17 protein-coding genes are annotated in these 15,575 nt (G+C 68.8%); 8 read left to right on the top strand and 9 right to left on the bottom strand.

Annotated elements, in window-relative coordinates; genetic code table 11:
• Positions 1-15 precede the first annotated feature (15 nt).
• Positions 16-396 carry a DUF3054 domain-containing protein gene (locus tag IFU11_RS12575; RefSeq protein ID WP_064295756.1) on the bottom strand — a complete coding sequence of 127 codons (381 nt, stop codon included), beginning with the start codon at positions 394-396 and terminating at the stop codon, positions 16-18.
• A 127-nt stretch (positions 397-523) separates the two neighbouring features.
• Between IFU11_RS12575 and IFU11_RS12570 the strand changes: the two genes are divergently transcribed.
• Positions 524-817 carry a DUF4287 domain-containing protein gene (locus IFU11_RS12570; protein ID WP_192019139.1) on the top strand — a complete coding sequence of 98 codons (294 nt, stop codon included), beginning with the start codon at positions 524-526 and terminating at the stop codon, positions 815-817.
• Between the two features lie 199 nt (positions 818-1,016).
• Here the strand turns inward: IFU11_RS12570 and IFU11_RS12565 are convergent, their stop codons facing one another.
• The 5 genes from IFU11_RS12565 to IFU11_RS12545 all read right to left on the bottom strand — a co-directional run bounded on the left by IFU11_RS12565 (position 1,017) and on the right by IFU11_RS12545 (position 6,520).
• Complete coding sequence (locus IFU11_RS12565; protein WP_192019138.1) at positions 1,017-1,829, bottom strand: CPBP family intramembrane glutamic endopeptidase; 813 nt, start codon at positions 1,827-1,829, stop codon at positions 1,017-1,019.
• 201 nt (positions 1,830-2,030) lie between these two features.
• Positions 2,031-2,876, bottom strand: a complete 846-nt coding sequence (locus IFU11_RS12560; protein WP_079706431.1) for a transglutaminase family protein — start codon at positions 2,874-2,876, stop codon at positions 2,031-2,033.
• Complete coding sequence (locus tag IFU11_RS12555) at positions 2,873-3,802, bottom strand: alpha-E domain-containing protein (protein ID WP_064295753.1); 930 nt, start codon at positions 3,800-3,802, stop codon at positions 2,873-2,875. The genes IFU11_RS12560 and IFU11_RS12555 overlap by 4 nt, the downstream gene beginning before the upstream one ends.
• Positions 3,796-5,505, bottom strand: coding sequence for a circularly permuted type 2 ATP-grasp protein (locus IFU11_RS12550; RefSeq protein ID WP_137244152.1), 1,710 nt, complete (start codon positions 5,503-5,505; stop codon positions 3,796-3,798). The genes IFU11_RS12555 and IFU11_RS12550 overlap by 7 nt, the downstream gene beginning before the upstream one ends.
• A 73-nt stretch (positions 5,506-5,578) precedes the next feature.
• The gene (locus IFU11_RS12545) at positions 5,579-6,520 is read right to left on the bottom strand and encodes an aldo/keto reductase (protein ID WP_192019137.1); all 942 of its coding nucleotides are present in this window, start codon (positions 6,518-6,520) and stop codon (positions 5,579-5,581) included.
• 158 nt (positions 6,521-6,678) lie between these two features.
• Between IFU11_RS12545 and IFU11_RS12540 the strand changes: the two genes are divergently transcribed.
• The 3 genes from IFU11_RS12540 to IFU11_RS12530 all read left to right on the top strand — a co-directional run bounded on the left by IFU11_RS12540 (position 6,679) and on the right by IFU11_RS12530 (position 8,595).
• Entirely contained in the window at positions 6,679-7,119 is a 441-nt protein-coding gene (locus IFU11_RS12540; RefSeq protein ID WP_192019136.1) for a GNAT family N-acetyltransferase, read from the top strand.
• Positions 7,120-7,210: 91 nt separating this feature from the next.
• Complete coding sequence (locus tag IFU11_RS12535; protein WP_192019135.1) at positions 7,211-7,642, top strand: hypothetical protein; 432 nt, start codon at positions 7,211-7,213, stop codon at positions 7,640-7,642.
• A gap of 29 nt (positions 7,643-7,671) precedes the next feature.
• On the top strand, positions 7,672-8,595 hold the full coding sequence (locus IFU11_RS12530; protein ID WP_192019134.1) for an SMP-30/gluconolactonase/LRE family protein: 924 nt from the start codon (positions 7,672-7,674) through the stop codon (positions 8,593-8,595).
• Between the two features lie 12 nt (positions 8,596-8,607).
• Here the strand turns inward: IFU11_RS12530 and IFU11_RS12525 are convergent, their stop codons facing one another.
• The 3 genes from IFU11_RS12525 to IFU11_RS12515 form a co-directional block, all read right to left on the bottom strand.
• Complete coding sequence (locus IFU11_RS12525) at positions 8,608-9,645, bottom strand: LacI family DNA-binding transcriptional regulator (protein ID WP_192019133.1); 1,038 nt, start codon at positions 9,643-9,645, stop codon at positions 8,608-8,610.
• Positions 9,646-9,722: 77 nt separating this feature from the next.
• The gene (locus IFU11_RS12520) at positions 9,723-10,142 is read right to left on the bottom strand and encodes a carboxymuconolactone decarboxylase family protein (protein ID WP_137244324.1); all 420 of its coding nucleotides are present in this window, start codon (positions 10,140-10,142) and stop codon (positions 9,723-9,725) included.
• A gap of 42 nt (positions 10,143-10,184) precedes the next feature.
• The gene (locus IFU11_RS12515) at positions 10,185-10,934 is read right to left on the bottom strand and encodes an SDR family oxidoreductase (protein ID WP_192019132.1); all 750 of its coding nucleotides are present in this window, start codon (positions 10,932-10,934) and stop codon (positions 10,185-10,187) included.
• 301 nt (positions 10,935-11,235) lie between these two features.
• On the opposite strand from IFU11_RS12515, the gene IFU11_RS12510 reads away from it, so the two are divergent.
• The 4 genes from IFU11_RS12510 to IFU11_RS12495 all read left to right on the top strand — a co-directional run bounded on the left by IFU11_RS12510 (position 11,236) and on the right by IFU11_RS12495 (position 15,551).
• On the top strand, positions 11,236-12,552 hold the full coding sequence (locus tag IFU11_RS12510; protein WP_079003547.1) for an ABC transporter substrate-binding protein: 1,317 nt from the start codon (positions 11,236-11,238) through the stop codon (positions 12,550-12,552).
• A gap of 129 nt (positions 12,553-12,681) precedes the next feature.
• A complete protein-coding gene (locus tag IFU11_RS12505) occupies positions 12,682-13,563 on the top strand; it encodes a carbohydrate ABC transporter permease (RefSeq protein WP_064295739.1) in 882 nt (293 codons plus the stop codon).
• A 4-nt stretch (positions 13,564-13,567) separates the two neighbouring features.
• Complete coding sequence (locus IFU11_RS12500) at positions 13,568-14,512, top strand: carbohydrate ABC transporter permease (RefSeq protein ID WP_228507330.1); 945 nt, start codon at positions 13,568-13,570, stop codon at positions 14,510-14,512.
• A 34-nt stretch (positions 14,513-14,546) separates the two neighbouring features.
• Positions 14,547-15,551, top strand: coding sequence for an aldo/keto reductase (locus IFU11_RS12495; RefSeq protein ID WP_192019131.1), 1,005 nt, complete (start codon positions 14,547-14,549; stop codon positions 15,549-15,551).
• The last annotated feature ends 24 nt before the right edge of the window (positions 15,552-15,575 follow it).

Below are 15,575 nucleotides of genomic sequence, written 5' to 3'. Positions count from 1 at the left end.
TCGGTGTCGGCGGCGTCATCGACGTCGGCGGGCGATGAGCCACGCGACGAAACGCCACCCCAGAAGGAGAGCGGCGAGGACGAGGACGGTCACGATGACGAAGCTGAGTTGGACGCCCTGGCCGGAGACCGCGCGCAGCACCATCCCGACGACGACGGTCGACACCCAGACGACGACGCCGGCCCAGCGGACGGAGCGGGTCTCGCGCTGACCGAGGACGAGCGCGAGGACGTGTCCGACGAGGAGCCCGACGGCGAACGGCCACAGCGTCACGAGGAGTCCGAGGATGCCTTCGCCGTGGCTGGCGCGGCCGATGAGGACGAACACGATGACGGCGAGGAGGTCGATGCCGACGGTCGCGGCGAATCCGGCGGGGGTCCTGCTGGGGCGGTCCATCCCCTCACCCTATTGGCGTCGCCGCCGCCCACCCTGGAGGGAGGCCGCATGGCGCGCTGCGGGGCCTGTCGCTCGGTGCCGTCGCTGGCTACGATGGCGCTGACACCCGATCGACGAAGGAGCCGTCATGTCGTTCCAGGCCTATCTCGATGCCGCCGAGGCGAAGACCGGTAAGACCCCGCGCGAGCTCGTCGATGAGGCGCACGCCCGCGGCTTCGACGCGTCGACCAAGGCCGGCGAGATCCTCGAGTGGCTGAAGACGGACTACGAGCTCGGCCGGGGTCATGGGATGGCGCTCGTCCACGTCATCAAGAACGGTCCGACGATCAGCGAGAAGCACGTCGGCACCGACGGGGTGCACCGCGACGAGTCGACCGAACTCTGGCTCGACGGAGCGGCGACGAAGCCCGCCGCCCCCTGACTCCCGTCCGGGTTGCTGCCAGCGCGGTGCGCTCGCGTGGGCGCGGGTCTGTGGCGTGAGCGCGCCCCTCTGGAGACCCGCGGTCACCTGCCAGACCCGCGCTGAAGCCTGAACGCCGCCGCTCGCGTCAGCGCACCGCGCTGGGCCCGGGACACCGACATTCGCATCAGCGCACCGCGCTGGCGGGCGGACACATCGCTCAGTACCAGAAGATCGGGATCCAGTCGCGATGGTGCGCGTGCACGATCGCGAGGAAGACGATCGCGTCGAAGAGCAGGTGGACCGCGAGGATGTACCCGAGCGACCGCGTCTTCGAGAACAGGTACCCCTGGAGGAGTGCGAAGGGGAACGTCAGGAGCGGGCCCCATGAGCGGTAACCGAGTTCCCAGAGGAACGAGACGAAGATGACGGCCTGCAGCAGGTTGGCCTGCCAGACCGGGAAGTGCCGGCGCAGCAGGGCGAAGCAGGTGCAGATGAAGAACAGCTCGTCCCACGTGCCGACCGCATTGACGCCGACGAAGAACCGGCCGAGTTCTCCGGCGTCGCTGATCACCGGCCAGTTCTCGTAGGCGCCGGAGCGGATGAAGTAGAACGGGAGGATCGCCCAGCCGAGCAGCGGGACGGCGAAGAGATAGGCGATCTCGCCCTTCGTCTTCTTCTCGCGGCTGCGCCAGGGGAAGGTGATCGCCTTCCGCCGGTAGACGAATCGGTCGATGAGGAAGGGGACGCCGACCGCCAGCAGGAGGACGGTGCCGATGCGGAAGAAGCTCGGCCAGGAGACGTCCGCTTCCACGGACGTGGTCGAGACGATCCCGATGCCGATCGCGATGAGGAACAGGTCCTTCGCGAGCTCACGGTCGATGAGGATCGCGGTCGCGAGCGCGGCGACGAGGAGCGGATAGCCGGCGAGTGGCTGCATGACGCCGAAGAGGCAGAACGCGGACGCGGCGAGCAGCACCGCGGGGATCAGCTTCATCGGGCGGCGGGCCGGGACGATCATCTCGGTCTGCATGCCGTCGATCCTACGGGTGCCGGCGCGGTGCGCTGAGGCGAGCGCGGGCTTGTAGGCGTCGGCGCGGTGCGCTGACGCGAGAGCACCTGAACGGGCGCGACCGCGTGGCCTGCGCGTGAGCGCGACCCTCCGGAGACCCGCGCTCACGCGCATGACCCGCGCTCGCGTCAGCGCACCGCGCTGGCAGCAGCACCAGCCGGGTCAGGCCTCTCGGGTGATCTCGACCTTCACGAAGAGCTTCGAGCGGTAAGGGCCCGCGTACACCCCACGGAGCGGGGAGACGTCACCGTAGTCACGCCCCCGCCCGATGAGGACATGACGCTCGCCCACGTCGACCATGTTGGTGGGGTCGAACCCACGCCAGTCACCGCAGAACCACTCGACCCACGCGTGCGACTCCCCCGTCACCGTCTCGCCGATCGCCGCGTGCGGCTTCGGGTGCAGGTACCCCGACACGTACCGGGCCGGGATCCCCACGGAGCGCAGCGCCCCGAGGACGATGTGCGTGATGTCCTGACAGACGCCCTTGCGGTTCGCCCACGCCTCGGCGGCGGTCGAGTACACGCTCGTGACGCCCTGCACGTAGTCCATCTGCTCGCCGATCTCCCGGCTGATGGCCATCGCGGCCTCGCACGGGCTCTCGTAGCGGTCGGCGATGGTCCGGGCGAGCTCGACGAGGTCGTCCGGCGGCGTCGTGCGTCGGGTCTGTTCCAGGTGCTCCACCCGGGTCACGGCGGCCTGGGTCGCGATGTCGAGCTGCTCCCAGCCGGTCGGGTGCGGCTCGTGCTTACGGGGCCGGACCTCGACGAGGCTCGTCGCCGTGAGCGAGAGCTCCTCGTGCGGCGTCAGCACCTCGAACGCCGAGACCTTCATGCCCCAGTAGTCGGTGTACGTCGACTGCGACGCTCCCGGCTGGATGTCGATGTGCGAGTACAGGACGTACTGGTCCTCGGTCGTCACCGGCAGCATGCGCGCCTCGTTGTACGACGCGTTGACCTTGCCGCCGTAGGAGAAGCCGGTGCTGTGCTTGATGTGGAGCCGGGTCATGAGTTCTCTCCGATCCACGCGGGCACCGCGTGAGTGGGGAAGTAGCGTTCGCGGATCGCCTCCGACACCTGGCTGGTGACGTTCTGCACGGCGTCCATGCGGCCGGGGAGGTCGACGAGCGTGTCCTGGATGGGCCGGTACTCGAGGTCGCTGCGGATCTGACCGAGCAGGCGCTGGGCGGAATCAACCGTCCCGACGCGGCCTCGGCGCGGTTCGAGGTCGCGCATGCACTCCTCGGCCCGGCTGATGGAGAACATGACCGACCGGGGGAAGAGCTGGTCGAGCAGGAGGAACTCGGCCGCGTTCTTCGCGCTCGGCATGCCGCGGTACGTTCGCAGGTAGGCCTCGTAGGCACCGCAGGAGCGGAGGATGGTCGTCCAGGACGGGCCGCTGGCCTCGGTGAGCGACCGCGTCGCCAGGAGTCGGGCAGTCATGTCGGCGCGTTCGAGGCTGCGACCGAGGGTGAAGAAACGCCAGGCGTCGTCGCGACTCGTGGCGGAGTCGACGATGCCGACGGCGAGGGCCGAACGCTCGCGCACCCACCCGAAGAACTCGTGCACCTTGTCGCTCGCGACGCGGCGCGGCATCCGGGCACGGGTCGTGTTGAGGCACTCCCAGAGCTCGGTCGACACGATCTCGCGGGCACGTCGGGCGTTCTCGCGGGCGGCGCCGAGCGAGTAGGCGATCGACGCCGGGTGCGTGCGGTCGACGGCGAGCTGCGCGAGGACGTCCTGGCGGGTGAGCTCCTGGTCGGCGGGCGCGTCGCTGCCCATGACGGACAGCAGCGACCGGCAGGCGGTGTCCTCGTCGATCCACGGGTCCTCGAGCAGCAGCTGCAGGTGGACGTCGAGGATGCGCGCGGTACCGTCACTGCGTTCGATGTAGCGGCCGATCCAGAAGAGGCTCTCGGCGATGCGGCTCAGCATGATGCGTCCTCCTGCGTCGACCCGTCGGCAGCGGGCTGGGCGAGCGTCTGCTGCTGTTGCTCCTGCTGGTCCTGGTTGCCGGCCGGACGGTCCTGGGGCGAATGCTCCGGGGTCGTGCCGTGGTCGTAGATGATCGGGATCGACGTCGTCTCGGTCGTGGCCTGTTCGGCGACGAGACCCTGGATGTCGTGCGACGAGGCCTCGGGCGCGGCGTTCGGATCGAAGGCGCGGCCGACCACCCAGGTGTCCTTCGAGCCGCCACCCTGGCTGGAGTTCACGACCAGCTGGCCCTCCGGCAGGGCGACGCGCGTGAGGCCGCCGGGCAGCACCCAGACGTCGTTGCCGTCGTTGACCGCGAACGGACGCAGGTCGGCGTGGCGGGGACGCATGCCGTCCTCGACGAGCGTCGGGATGGTGGAGAGCATGACGACCGGCTGCGCGATCCAGCCGCGCGGGTCCTCCTGCAGCTTCGTCTTGAGGGTCGCGAGCTCCTCCTTCGAGGCGTCCGGACCCACGACGAGGCCCTTGCCACCGGAGCCGTCGACGGGCTTGATGACGAGCTCGTCCAGGCGGTCGAGCACCTCTTCGAGGGCGAGCGGGTCCTCGAGCCGCCAGGTGTCGACGTTCGGGAGGATCGCGTCCTCGGCGAGGTAGTACTTGATGAGGTCGGGCAGGTACGTGTAGACGAGCTTGTCGTCGGCGACACCGTTCCCGACCGCGTTCGCGATGGTCACGTTGCCGAGGCGCGCGGCGAGCATGAGCCCGGGCGAACCGAGCATGGAGTCGGCACGGAACGACAGCGGGTCGAGGAACTCGTCGTCGACACGGCGGTAAATGACGTCGACGCGGGTGGGCCCGGCGGTCGTGCGCATGAAGACCTTGCCGCCGGAGCAGAAGAGGTCGCGACCCTCGACGAGCTCCACGCCCATGAGCCGCGCGAGCAGCGTGTGTTCGAAGTACGCGGAGTTGTACACGCCGGGGGTGAGGACGACGACGTTCGGGTCCTCGACGCCGGGCGGGGCCGACGCACGCAGCGCCTGCAGGAGCTTGTTCGGGTAGTCGCCGACGGGCCGCACGCGCATCGAGACGAACAGCTCGGGGAGCGTCTGCGCCATCACACGACGGTTGGAGATGACGTAGCTGACGCCGGACGGGACCCGGACGTTGTCCTCGAGCACGCGCATCTGACCGTGCTCGTCGCGGATGAGGTCGATACCCGAGACCTGGATGCGGACGCCGTTCGCAGCCTGGATCCCGTAGGCCTGCCGGTGGAAGTGCGACGACGAGGAGATGAGCTTCGCGGGGATGACGCCGTCGCGGACGGCGAGCTGCGGGCCGTAGACGTCGGCGAGGAAGGCCTCGAGCGCCTTGACGCGCTGCTTGATGCCGGCCTCGACCTGCGTCCACTCCTGCTGCTCGATCACTCGCGGGACCGCGTCGAGCGGGAACGGGCGCTCCTCACCGGCGAAGTCGAAGGTGACGCCCTGCGCGAGGTAGGAGCTGGCGAGGGCGTCGGTGCGACCTCGGAGCTCCTCCTGGGTCATCCGTGCGAGGGAGCTGTAGATCTCCTGATACGCCCGCCTGGCGGTCGCACCACCCGCGTGTTCCGCCGCCTCGCCGAACATCTCGTCGAAGGCGGGGACGCCGCCCGGAGTCTTGCGCGGGGCGAGCGTGCCGCCATAGCCGTTGAACAGGTCACCCATGGGCCGACTCTACCGGGACACATGTTGCCGGGGTGTTTCGGAGCGCGGAGAGGAGCCCTCGCCGGCCTCTCCCCTACGCGACCGAGGCTGCGGTGAGGGCGGCCAGCTCGTCGGCGGAGAGCTCGAGCGTGGCGGAGGCGAGGAGGTCGGGCAGCTGCTCGACCGTGCGGGCACTCGCGATGGGCGCGGCGACGGTCGGCTGCGAACGGAGCCACGCGAGCGAGACCGTCGCGACCGAGACGCCGTGGGCGGCGGCGACCTCGTCGAGGACCGGCAGGAGCGCGGCGTGGTCGGCCAGGTAGGCCTGGGCACCCTCGGCGCGGACGCTGTCGACGCTCGACCCCTCGCGGTACTTGCCCGTCAGGAAGCCCTTCGCGAGCGAGAAGTACGGCAGCACGGCGAGCTGCTCGCGCTCGGCGATCGTGCGCAGCTCCCCCTCGAAGTCGCGCTCGACGAGGTTGTAGTGCGGCTGGAGGGCGACAGGGCGGTGGAGCCCCTTGGCCTCGACGATCTTGAACCACTCGGCGATGCGCGCTGCGGAGTAGTTGGAGATGCCGAGGTAGCGGACCTTGCCGGCGTCGACGAGCGACGACAGCGCGGTCACCGTCTCCTCCAACGGCACGGACTCGTCGTCGAAGTGCGCGTAGTAGAGGTCGATGTGGTCGGTGCGGAGGCGCTCGAGTGAGGCGTCGGCGGCCTTCAGGATGTTGTCGGCCGCGAGCCCCTGGAAGTCGGGGTGCTGGCTGACCTTCGTCGCGATGACGAGCTCGTCGCGGTTGCCGCGGAGTTCCTGCCACTCGCCGATGAGTCGCTCGGAGTCACCGCCGGTGTTGCCGGGTACCCACGCGGAGTAACCGTCGGCGGTGTCGATGAAATTGCCACCGCCCGCGACGAAGGCGTCGAGGATGTCGAACGAGGTCTGCCGGTCGGCGGTCCAGCCGAACACGTTGCCGCCGAGGTTCAGCGGGAAGACGGACAGGTCGGACGTTCCGAGGGTGGTGCGGGCGTGAGTCATCTGATGATCCTCCAGAGGTTCGGTGCATCGCTGGTACTTCTCCTCACGCTAAGCCCGCAGACGGCTCGACTATTCCGTCGTGTCGCCCGATGACGAGCGGGCCGCCGAGGCCGGACTGGCTCTCCACGGCCCGGCACCGACCGTCCTACAGTGGGCCGATGGGCTACCGCATCGACGACTCGAAGGACCGCATCGACCGCGACATGGTCTGGGGCGCGTTGCGAGCCGTCTACTGGGCCAAGTGGCGCAGCCGAACCGACGTCGAGGCGCAGATCGACGACGCCTGGCGGGTTGTTGGTGCCTATGACGACGAGACCGGTGAGCAGGTCGGCTTCGCACGAGCGGTGTCCGACGGCGTCGGCTTCGCCTACCTCGCCGACGTGGTGGTCCTCGAGGCCCACCGCGGCCACGGACTGGGCAAGCGGATCGTGCAGGCGATGATCGACGACGGTCCCGGCGCGCACTTCCGGTGGACACTCTTCACGAGCGACGCGCACGGCCTCTACGAGCAGTTCGGGTTCACCGATCCCGGCCCGACGGCGCTCGTCCGTCCAGCCGCGCAGCTGCCCGTCCACCCGAGCCAGGTGCCGACCGCCTGAGATGCGGCGAATCGTCGTCCCACGGCGACTCGAACGACGAATCGACGCACCTCACCGCAGGCCTCCAGCCGCGACGGGCTAGCGTTGACCTATGTGGATCTCCGACGACGGCCGGTACAACATCGTCGACGTACCCGCGGAGGCCTATCCGGGCCGCGCCTACCTGCTCGAACTCGTCGCCGCCCTCGAGCCTGACGAGCTCCAGGCGCTCATCACGCGCATGCAGGCGTTCGACGACGCGATGATCGACCGGCTTGAGAACCTCGTCGACGACGAGGCACCGGAGGTCGCGCCGGACCCGGAGCGCGAGGCACCGTACGTCGACGAGATGATCCCGCGTCGCGTGCTCGACTCGATCGATTGGGACGCGATCCTCACGCCACCGTTCCGCATCGAGGCGATCGACGTCGCCGGCGACCGTTGGCGCATGGACGCGTGGGCGTTCCTCGAGTCCATCGTCGAGCCGCCCGTCACCCGACCGAGCGCCCGCAACCTCGGCTCCTCCCCCATCGAGCCGGCGTAGACCGGCACCTGCCGAATAGGCTGGGTGTCATGACCGACGCCGATGTCACGATGCCCGCCTCATCCCCGTTGCTCGCCGAGGGCGCTGTCCTCGAGCACCTGTACACGGGCGCGATCTGGAGCGAGGGGCCCGCGTGGATCGCGGAGACCGGCCGCGTGCGCTGGAGCGACATCCCGAACGACCGCATCCTCGAGTTCGACACCGCGACCCGTGAGACGGCCGTGTTCCGCGACGGCGCCGAGTACACGAACGGGCGCACGATCGACCGCGAGGGCCGGGTCGTGCAGTGCAGTCACGGGCGCCGCGCGGTCGAGATCGAGGGACCGGACGGGCCGGTCACGCTCGTCGACCGCTGGGCCGGCGGCCGTTTCAACTCCCCGAACGACGTCGTCGTGCACTCCGACGGCTCGATCTGGTTCACTGACCCGCCCTACGGCATCGACCCGAGCGGGGAGGAGGGCCACCCCGGCGAGCAGGAGTACGGCGGGTGCTACGTCTTCCGTCTCGAACCGGACACCGGGGCGATCGAGCCGGTCATCACGGCGATGGTGCACCCGAACGGGCTCGCGTTCTCACCTGACGAGTCGATCCTGTACGTGTCCGACACCGCCACCGCCGCCCGTCGGATCGCGGCCTACGACGTCGCAGCAGACGGCGTCTCGGTCGTCTTCGGCGACACCCCGGGTCGCACCTTCGCGAGCACCGCGGTACCCGCGTCCGACGGCTTCCGGATCGACGTCGACGGCAACGTCTGGTCGTCGGCGGGCGACGGCGTCGAGGTCTTCGACCCGTCCGGCGCGACCATCCTGCGCATCCCGGTCCCGGAGCGCACCGCGAACGTCTGCTTCGGCGACCCCGACGGCCGCACCCTCTACATCACGGCCAGCACATCTCTCTACCGCATCCGAACCGCCACCCGCCAAAGCCCGCGAACTGTCACTCCAGCACAGTGACGGGGCGCTGGACTAGCGGTTGGTGACAGTTCGCGAGCTGGCCCGGGGGACGAGTTCCGGGGCGAAGACGATGTGGCGGGATGACGGAGGCGGGACGGGGGCACCGTCGGCGACGGCGAACTCCAGGAGGAGCAGCTCGACGGCGGCGACACCGAAACCCTCGTGCGGCGCCCGCACCGAGGTGAGGGGGATGATCGACGACTCCGCGAACTCGATGTCGTCGTAGCCGACGATCGCGATGTCCTCGGGCACCCGGACCCCGTGCTCGACCACGAGCGTCTGCATGATGCCGAGCGCCAGCAGGTCGTTGACCGCGAAGACGGCGTCGGGACGGGCGTCGACCGGTCGTGCGGCGATCGCTCGTCCGAGCTCGCGCCCCTCGGCGATCGTGCGCTCCGTGCCCGCGATCACCTCCAGCGTGGCTCCCGGAACGGCTGCGACGGCGGCACTCGCCCCCTCGAACCGGTCGGCGACCTGACGGATGCCGAGCGGACCACCGACGAACGCGAGCCGGCGACGACCGGTCTGCAGCAGGTGCTCCGCGGCGAGGAACCCGCCACGGACGTCGTCGACCGACACCGACGGCTGGTCCGGTGACGATGCGAGCTGCCCGACGAGGACCGACGGGATGCCCCGCTGCCGGATGCTCGTCAACCGCTCCTCGACGGACTCGTGGGAGGCGACGAGCATGCCCTGCACACGCTGCGCCTCGAACATGCCGAGATAGGCGTCCTCGCGCTCACGACTCCGGTTCGAGTTGGCGATGAACACCGAGAGACCGTCTTCGGCCGCGCGCTGCTCCACCCCCTCGGCGATGGTCGCGAAGAACGGGTTGCTGACGTCCGGCGCGATGTAGGCGATGGTGCCGCTCCGACCGAGACGGAGCTGCCAGGCGGCGTTGTTGCGCACGAACCCGAGCTGGTCGATGGCCCGCTGGATGCGCTCCTGCTTCTCGGGCGAGACGCGGTCGGGGTGGTTGATGTAGTGGGAGACCGTGCCCATGGACACGTCGGCGAGCGTCGCGACCTCGCGGATTCCGACTCGTCCCATGCTCAACCCCTCCTGTCGTCCTGCATCCCCCGGGAGCGTTCCCGCGGCCCGGCTCAGTCTAGATCGCCCTGTCCGGGTCACTCCTGATCGCGGTGAGGCTCCGGTCCGAGGGGCTCGGGGATCTCCACGCCGTACTCGATCAGGGCGTCCGTGACGACCCGGATCGCGTTGAGGGCGCGAGGGAACCCTGCGTACTGCACGGTGTGGATGACGGTCTCGAGGATCTCCGTCGCGGTGCAGCCGACGTTGATCGCACCGCGGGTGTGGCCGCGCAGCTGTGGCTCGAGCCCACCGAGCGCGACGAGAGCCGCGAGGGTGATGAGCTCCCGCTGCGCCAGCGTGAGCCCCGGCCGGGAGTAGATGTCGCCGAAGTTGAACTCGATACCGAAACGCGCGAGATCCTGCGCGAGCCCGGTCTGCATCGCGACGAGCCCCTCCGACTTCCCCTCGCCGTACACCTCGTCGAACTTCGCCTTGCCGCGCTCGAGTCTCGTCATGTCCTCTGGTCCTGTCGTCATCGTCCGTCGCCGTCCCGTCGCCTAGATCGAGTGTCCGCCGTCGAGCGGCAGGATCAGCCCGGTGATGTTCACCGCGGCGGGCGACGCGAGGAAGACGACCGTTTCCGCGAGGTGCTCCGGCTCGCCGAGCAGCCGGGTGGGGATCTGCGCGAGGAGCGCCTCGCGACGCTCCGGGGTGTCGTTGTCGCGGCCGGGGGTCGCCTGGGCTCCGGGGGCGAGCGCGTTGACGGTGACACCCTGCTCGGCGACCTCGATGGCGAGCGCTTTCGTGAGTCCGACGACGCCGGCCTTGGCCGCGACGTAGGCCGTCGCCCCGCGCACGAGGCGTCCGCCACTGACGGCGGCGATGGACGCGATGCTGATGATGCGACCGGAGCGCTGTTCGAGCATCGAGGGCAGGACTGCGCGCGTGACGTTGAACACCGAGTTGAGGTTGCGGTCCATCTGGGTCATCCAGGTCTCGTACGTCATCTCGTGGAAGAAGCTGACCGCGCCGCCGCCCGCACCGTTCAGGAGGATGTCGACCCCTCCCCACTCGTCGACGATGCCGCCGACGGCAGCCTGGACGGCGTCGAAGTCGGTCAAGTCGGCCGTCGCCGATGCGGCCCGCACCCCGTGCGCACGGACGAGTCCCGCCGTCTCCTCGAGCCCCGCGGCGTTGAGGTCGAGGCCGGCGACGTCGGCACCCTCCGCGGCGAGCTTCTGGGCGATCACCCGGCCGAGCGCTCCTGCTGCTCCGGTGATGACGGCTCGTTTGCCCTGCAACCTCATGTGCGGTTCCGTTCCTCGTCCGGCGGGTTCACTCGCCGTGCATCGTCGTTGACTGTGGTCGTGCCGACATGATCGAGATCACGGGACGACGATCACCCATTCTCGTCGCCGTCTTGAAACGTGTCAATATGCATTCCGTCCAGCCCCAGACGCACTCGAAGCGCCGCACCGAGCGGAACTGATCCGACGCTTGACATGCGACCCGAGCGCGGTTAGCCTCGGCCATTGAAACGCTTCAAAGTTGCTCGCGACCATCACCGCTCGCGTCTCAATATCACTGCCACATCTTCAAGGAGGAAATGTGTCCACAGCGCACCGGGCCCCGAAACGTCGGTCGGCCACCGCCATCGCCGCTCTCGGCGTCACCGCTCTCGCCCTGACCGCCTGCGCAGGGAACGGCGGCGCATCGAGCGCCACGTCGTTCGACTACCTCGCGGCCGTCGAGAACTCGATCGTCCGCGACGAACTCACCGCTCTCGGCGACGGCGCGTGCGCCGCGAACGAGAAGGCACTGCCGCTCAAGGTCGAGACCCTGCCCCAGGCCGACGTGCTCCAGCGCGTCACGCTGCTCGCCAGCCAGAACGCCCTGCCCACGACCTTCACCGCACCGACCGCACCGCTGCGGCCCGGCGGCACCCTCGGCGACGACGACACCGTCCTCGACCTCGAGGACACCCTCACCGAGCTGGGCGTCATGGACGACATCCTCCCCTCGGCCGTCGCCACCGTGAAGAACATCTACGGCGACCGGTTCGTCTCGATGCCCTACCAGTACAACGTCGAGGGCTTCTTCTACAACAAGACGATGTTCACGGACCTCGGCATCGCGGTCCCGCAGACGTGGGACGAACTGCTCGACGCGGCCGACACCGTCCAGGCCTCCGGCAAGTCCGCCTTCACGGTCTCCGGTGCCCAGGGCTGGACGATCACCCGCTACATCAGCACCTACCTCTTCCGGCTGCTCGGCCCGGACGCGATGAACGACATCGCCTCGGGTGACGCCAAGCTGACCGACCCGGAGTACGTCGAGGCGATCACCGCCGTCGCGGACCTCGGCAAGTACTTCGGTGCCGGCATCACGACGATGGACATGCAGACCGCGACGAGCGAGTTCTTCACCGGCAACGCGGCCATGATGTACAACGGCACCTGGATGCTCGCCGACGTCTACAACACCGAACTCAACCAGATCGGTGAGGACGCCGTGGGCTTCATGCCGTTCCCGACCGTCGAGGGCGGCAAGGGGTCCATCGACCAGTACCCGGCGAACACCGGTGCGGCGACCTCGTTCTCCACGAAGGGGTACGACGAGGAGAAGGTCGGAGGCTGGCTCAGCTGCATCGCGGAGAACTACGGCTCCAGCGTGCTGAAGAACCAGGGCGTCATCTCCGGCTTCAAGCTCAACGAAGAGGTCACCGACGTCCCGGCGCTCACCGCCGAGGTGCAGGGCATCATGGCCGACACCGATGAGACGGTCACCTGGTTCGAGACCTTCCTCCCCGAGAAGGCCGGCGTCGACGCCCAGACGAACGCCGCCCCGCTGCTCACCGGCGGCATCTCCCCCGAGGACTTCGCGGCGCTCGTCCAGGCCGGCGTGGACGCGGGTCTCAAGAAGTAACCGGCGATCCGGTCGCCTGGCACCCGCCCGGCGACCGGATCCGTCCGTCCGCGGACTTCCACCCCTGCAGCGGGTCACGCACCCTGCCGCCCCAGCCTCACGGTCCCCCGACCGACTCAGGAGCACAGCATGAAAGACGTCCTCGGCGACAGGAAGGCAATCGCCATCCTGCTGGGCCCGGCCCTGCTCATCTTCACCCTGGTGAAGCTCGTCCCGGTGATGTGGTCGTTCGGCCTCACCTTCTTCCAGGGCGACCTGCGCGGCTTCGAGTTCGTCGGCCTCGACAACTTCGCCCAGCTGTTCGCCGACCCGACGGCCCCGGAAGCGATCTTCTTCAGCATCAAGTACTCGCTCATCGCGACGGTCGCGCAGATCGCCCTCGGGTACGCACTCTCCCTCTTCTACGTCTTCGTCCTCAAGAAGGCGTCGACGCTCGTCCGCACGCTCGTGTTCTTCCCGGTCGTGCTGCCGACCGTCGCCGTCGGGCTGCTGTTCAAGCGCCTGTTCGAGGTCGCGCCGCAGACCGGGCCGGTCAACGCCATCCTGAACGGCTTCGGCATCGACTCGGTGGACTGGTTCAGCTCGCCCGACAGCGCGTTCGTCGTGATCATCATCATGGACCTGTGGCGGTCGATGGGCTTCTACGCCGTCCTGCTCTACGCCGGGCTCCTCGACATCCCCGAGGAGGTGATCGAGTCGGCCCGCATCGACGGCGCCCGCGGCCTGAAGCTCGTCCGGTACATCATCGTGCCGCTGTCGCTCCCCGTCCTGCTGTCCGCCGTGATCTTCAGTTTCAACGCGACGCTCAAGGTGTTCGACTCGGTGCTCGCCTTGACGGGCGGTGGGCCCGGGACGGCGACGACCCCGCTGACGCTGTACATGTACAACACGACGTTCACGTACCAGAACTACGGCTACGGCTCGACGCTCGCGTTCGTGCTCACGATCATGTGCTTCCTCGTGACGCTCCTGATCTTCAAGACCTCCCGCAAAGACCTGACGAAGGACTGACGCCATGACGACCGCCATCACCCCGGCGCCCGGCGCCACCACCCCGGCTTCGAGCGGCAGCGGCGACGGATCCGGCACCGCCGTCCGCCGCCCGAAGATGCGACGCGCTCCCCGCTCGCGCGCATACTACCTGCGGAAACTGCCCTCGGTCATCCTCATCGGACTCCTGCTCGTGATCGAGATCTACCCGATCGTCTGGCTGTTCCTGTCCTCGTTCAAGAACCAGCGCGAGTTCCTGCAGGAGTCCACCTTCTCCCTCCCGGAGTCGTGGAGCTTCGACAACTACGTCACGGCCTGGACGACCGGCAACATCTCGCAGAACCTGCTCAACAGCGTCATCGTGACCCTGCCGTCGCTCGTCTTCATCCTCATCTTCGGCGTCGCCGCCGCCTTCGCCCTCGAGGTGATGGTGTGGAAGCGCCGCAACCTGACACTGCTGCTGTTCATCTCCGGCATCATGATCCCCGGCCAGATGATCCTCGTCCCGTTGTTCGTCGCATACTTCAACCTCGGCCTGACGAACACCTACTGGCCGATGATCATCACCTACACGGCACTCGGGATGCCCTTGACGGTCTTCATGATGACCGCCTACTTCCGGGCCGTGCCGCGCGAGGTGTTCGAGGCGTCGACGATCGACGGTGCCGGCATCATCCGTTCCTTCTGGTCCATCGGGCTGCCGATGGTGCGGAACGCGCTCTTCACGATCGGGCTCGTCCAGTTCCTCTCCATCTGGAACGACCTGCTCATCTCGCTGACGTTCACGACGAACGCCGACCTCCGCACCATCCAGGCCGGTCTGTTGAACTTCAGCGGGGAGTTCGGCCAGGTCGATTACGGGCCGCTGTTCGCGGGCATCTGCATCAACGTCTTCTCGCTGCTCGTCGTGTTCGTGTTCCTCAACCAGCGGATCATGAAGGGGCTGGCATCCGGCGCTCTCAAGGGGTGACGCCCGAGTGCCCGACGATTGCAGGATGGACGACATGATCAACGACGACACGACCCACACGCCCTCCGCCGCCCAGACGGCTCCAGCGGCGGCGACACCAGACGACCTCCGCCTGCTCGGCTCGACCGGACTCCTCGCGAGCCCGGTCACGGTCGGCACCTCCGGCCTCGGCACCCCGGCGAGCGCCGACGGCTCACCGGCCGCCGGCTCCACGGCCTTCGCGTCGGTCGCCCTCCGCGGGCCGAACCTGCTCGTCGACACCTCGAACGCGTACTCGGACGGGCGCAGCGAGACGGCCATCGGTGATGCCATCCGGCAGGGCGGTCTGCCCGAGGGGCGCGGGGTGGTGACGAAGGCCGACCAGGATCCGTCGACGGCGGTGTTCGACCGCGACCGGGTGCTGCGCTCCTTCGAGGAGAGTCTCGAGCGGCTCGGCGTCGAGCGCATCCCGGTGTTCCACCTGCACGACCCGTACTCGGTGTCGTTCGAGGATGCGTCGGCACCGGGCGGTGCGATCGAGGGCATGCTGGCGCTCAAGGAGCAAGGCCTGGTCGATGCGATCGGGATCGCGGCGGGTGCCATCAGCGTGATGCTGCCCTACGTGCGCACCGGCGTCTTCGACGTGCTCCTCACCCACAACCGGTTCACGCTCGTCGACCGCTCGGCGACCGGCTTGCTGGAGGAGGCGCGGTCGCGGGGGATGGGCGTCTTCAATGCGGCGCCGTTCGGGGGCGGGCTCCTCGCCGGGCGTCGTGGCCGCGACGGCAAGCCGGCCACGTACGCGTACCAGGCCGGGTCGCCTGAGCTGCTCGCCTGGGTCGACCGCGCCGACGAACTGGCCGCCCGACACGGCATCCCGCTCGCAGCTGCCGCCCTCGCGTTCTCGACGCGATCGGAACTCGTCGACTCCACCGTCGTCGGGATGAACCGTCCGGAGCGGCTGGAACAGGTCGAGGCGCTGCGCACGAGCCTCATCCCCGACGACTTCTGGTCGGACCTCGACGCCCTCGGCACACCGCCGAGCACCATCACCGACTGAGCCCCCTTCGCCTCCATCCATACA

Source organism: Plantibacter sp. CFBP 8804 (assembly GCF_014841225.1).
In the GTDB taxonomy this organism is placed as follows: domain Bacteria; phylum Actinomycetota; class Actinomycetes; order Actinomycetales; family Microbacteriaceae; genus Plantibacter; species Plantibacter auratus.
Note: the sequence above shows the minus strand (reverse complement) of the source record. Positions and strands in the feature narration are given on the sequence as shown.

What these genes read in the sequence shown, in the direction of transcription:
- IFU11_RS12575 (WP_064295756.1), bottom strand. Translation starts at nt 396, where the DNA reads ATGGACCGCCCCAGCAGGACCCCCGCCGGATTCGCCGCGACCGTCGGC.
- IFU11_RS12570 (WP_192019139.1), top strand. Translation starts at nt 524, where the DNA reads ATGTCGTTCCAGGCCTATCTCGATGCCGCCGAGGCGAAGACCGGTAAG.
- IFU11_RS12565 (WP_192019138.1), bottom strand. Translation starts at nt 1,829, where the DNA reads ATGCAGACCGAGATGATCGTCCCGGCCCGCCGCCCGATGAAGCTGATC.
- IFU11_RS12560 (WP_079706431.1), bottom strand. Translation starts at nt 2,876, where the DNA reads ATGACCCGGCTCCACATCAAGCACAGCACCGGCTTCTCCTACGGCGGC.
- IFU11_RS12555 (WP_064295753.1), bottom strand. Translation starts at nt 3,802, where the DNA reads ATGCTGAGCCGCATCGCCGAGAGCCTCTTCTGGATCGGCCGCTACATC.
- IFU11_RS12550 (WP_137244152.1), bottom strand. Translation starts at nt 5,505, where the DNA reads ATGGGTGACCTGTTCAACGGCTATGGCGGCACGCTCGCCCCGCGCAAG.
- IFU11_RS12545 (WP_192019137.1), bottom strand. Translation starts at nt 6,520, where the DNA reads ATGACTCACGCCCGCACCACCCTCGGAACGTCCGACCTGTCCGTCTTC.
- IFU11_RS12540 (WP_192019136.1), top strand. Translation starts at nt 6,679, where the DNA reads ATGGGCTACCGCATCGACGACTCGAAGGACCGCATCGACCGCGACATG.
- IFU11_RS12535 (WP_192019135.1), top strand. Translation starts at nt 7,211, where the DNA reads ATGTGGATCTCCGACGACGGCCGGTACAACATCGTCGACGTACCCGCG.
- IFU11_RS12530 (WP_192019134.1), top strand. Translation starts at nt 7,672, where the DNA reads ATGACCGACGCCGATGTCACGATGCCCGCCTCATCCCCGTTGCTCGCC.
- IFU11_RS12525 (WP_192019133.1), bottom strand. Translation starts at nt 9,645, where the DNA reads ATGGGACGAGTCGGAATCCGCGAGGTCGCGACGCTCGCCGACGTGTCC.
- IFU11_RS12520 (WP_137244324.1), bottom strand. Translation starts at nt 10,142, where the DNA reads ATGACGAGACTCGAGCGCGGCAAGGCGAAGTTCGACGAGGTGTACGGC.
- IFU11_RS12515 (WP_192019132.1), bottom strand. Translation starts at nt 10,934, where the DNA reads ATGAGGTTGCAGGGCAAACGAGCCGTCATCACCGGAGCAGCAGGAGCG.
- IFU11_RS12505 (WP_064295739.1), top strand. Translation starts at nt 12,682, where the DNA reads ATGAAAGACGTCCTCGGCGACAGGAAGGCAATCGCCATCCTGCTGGGC.
- IFU11_RS12500 (WP_228507330.1), top strand. Translation starts at nt 13,568, where the DNA reads ATGACGACCGCCATCACCCCGGCGCCCGGCGCCACCACCCCGGCTTCG.
- IFU11_RS12495 (WP_192019131.1), top strand. Translation starts at nt 14,547, where the DNA reads ATGATCAACGACGACACGACCCACACGCCCTCCGCCGCCCAGACGGCT.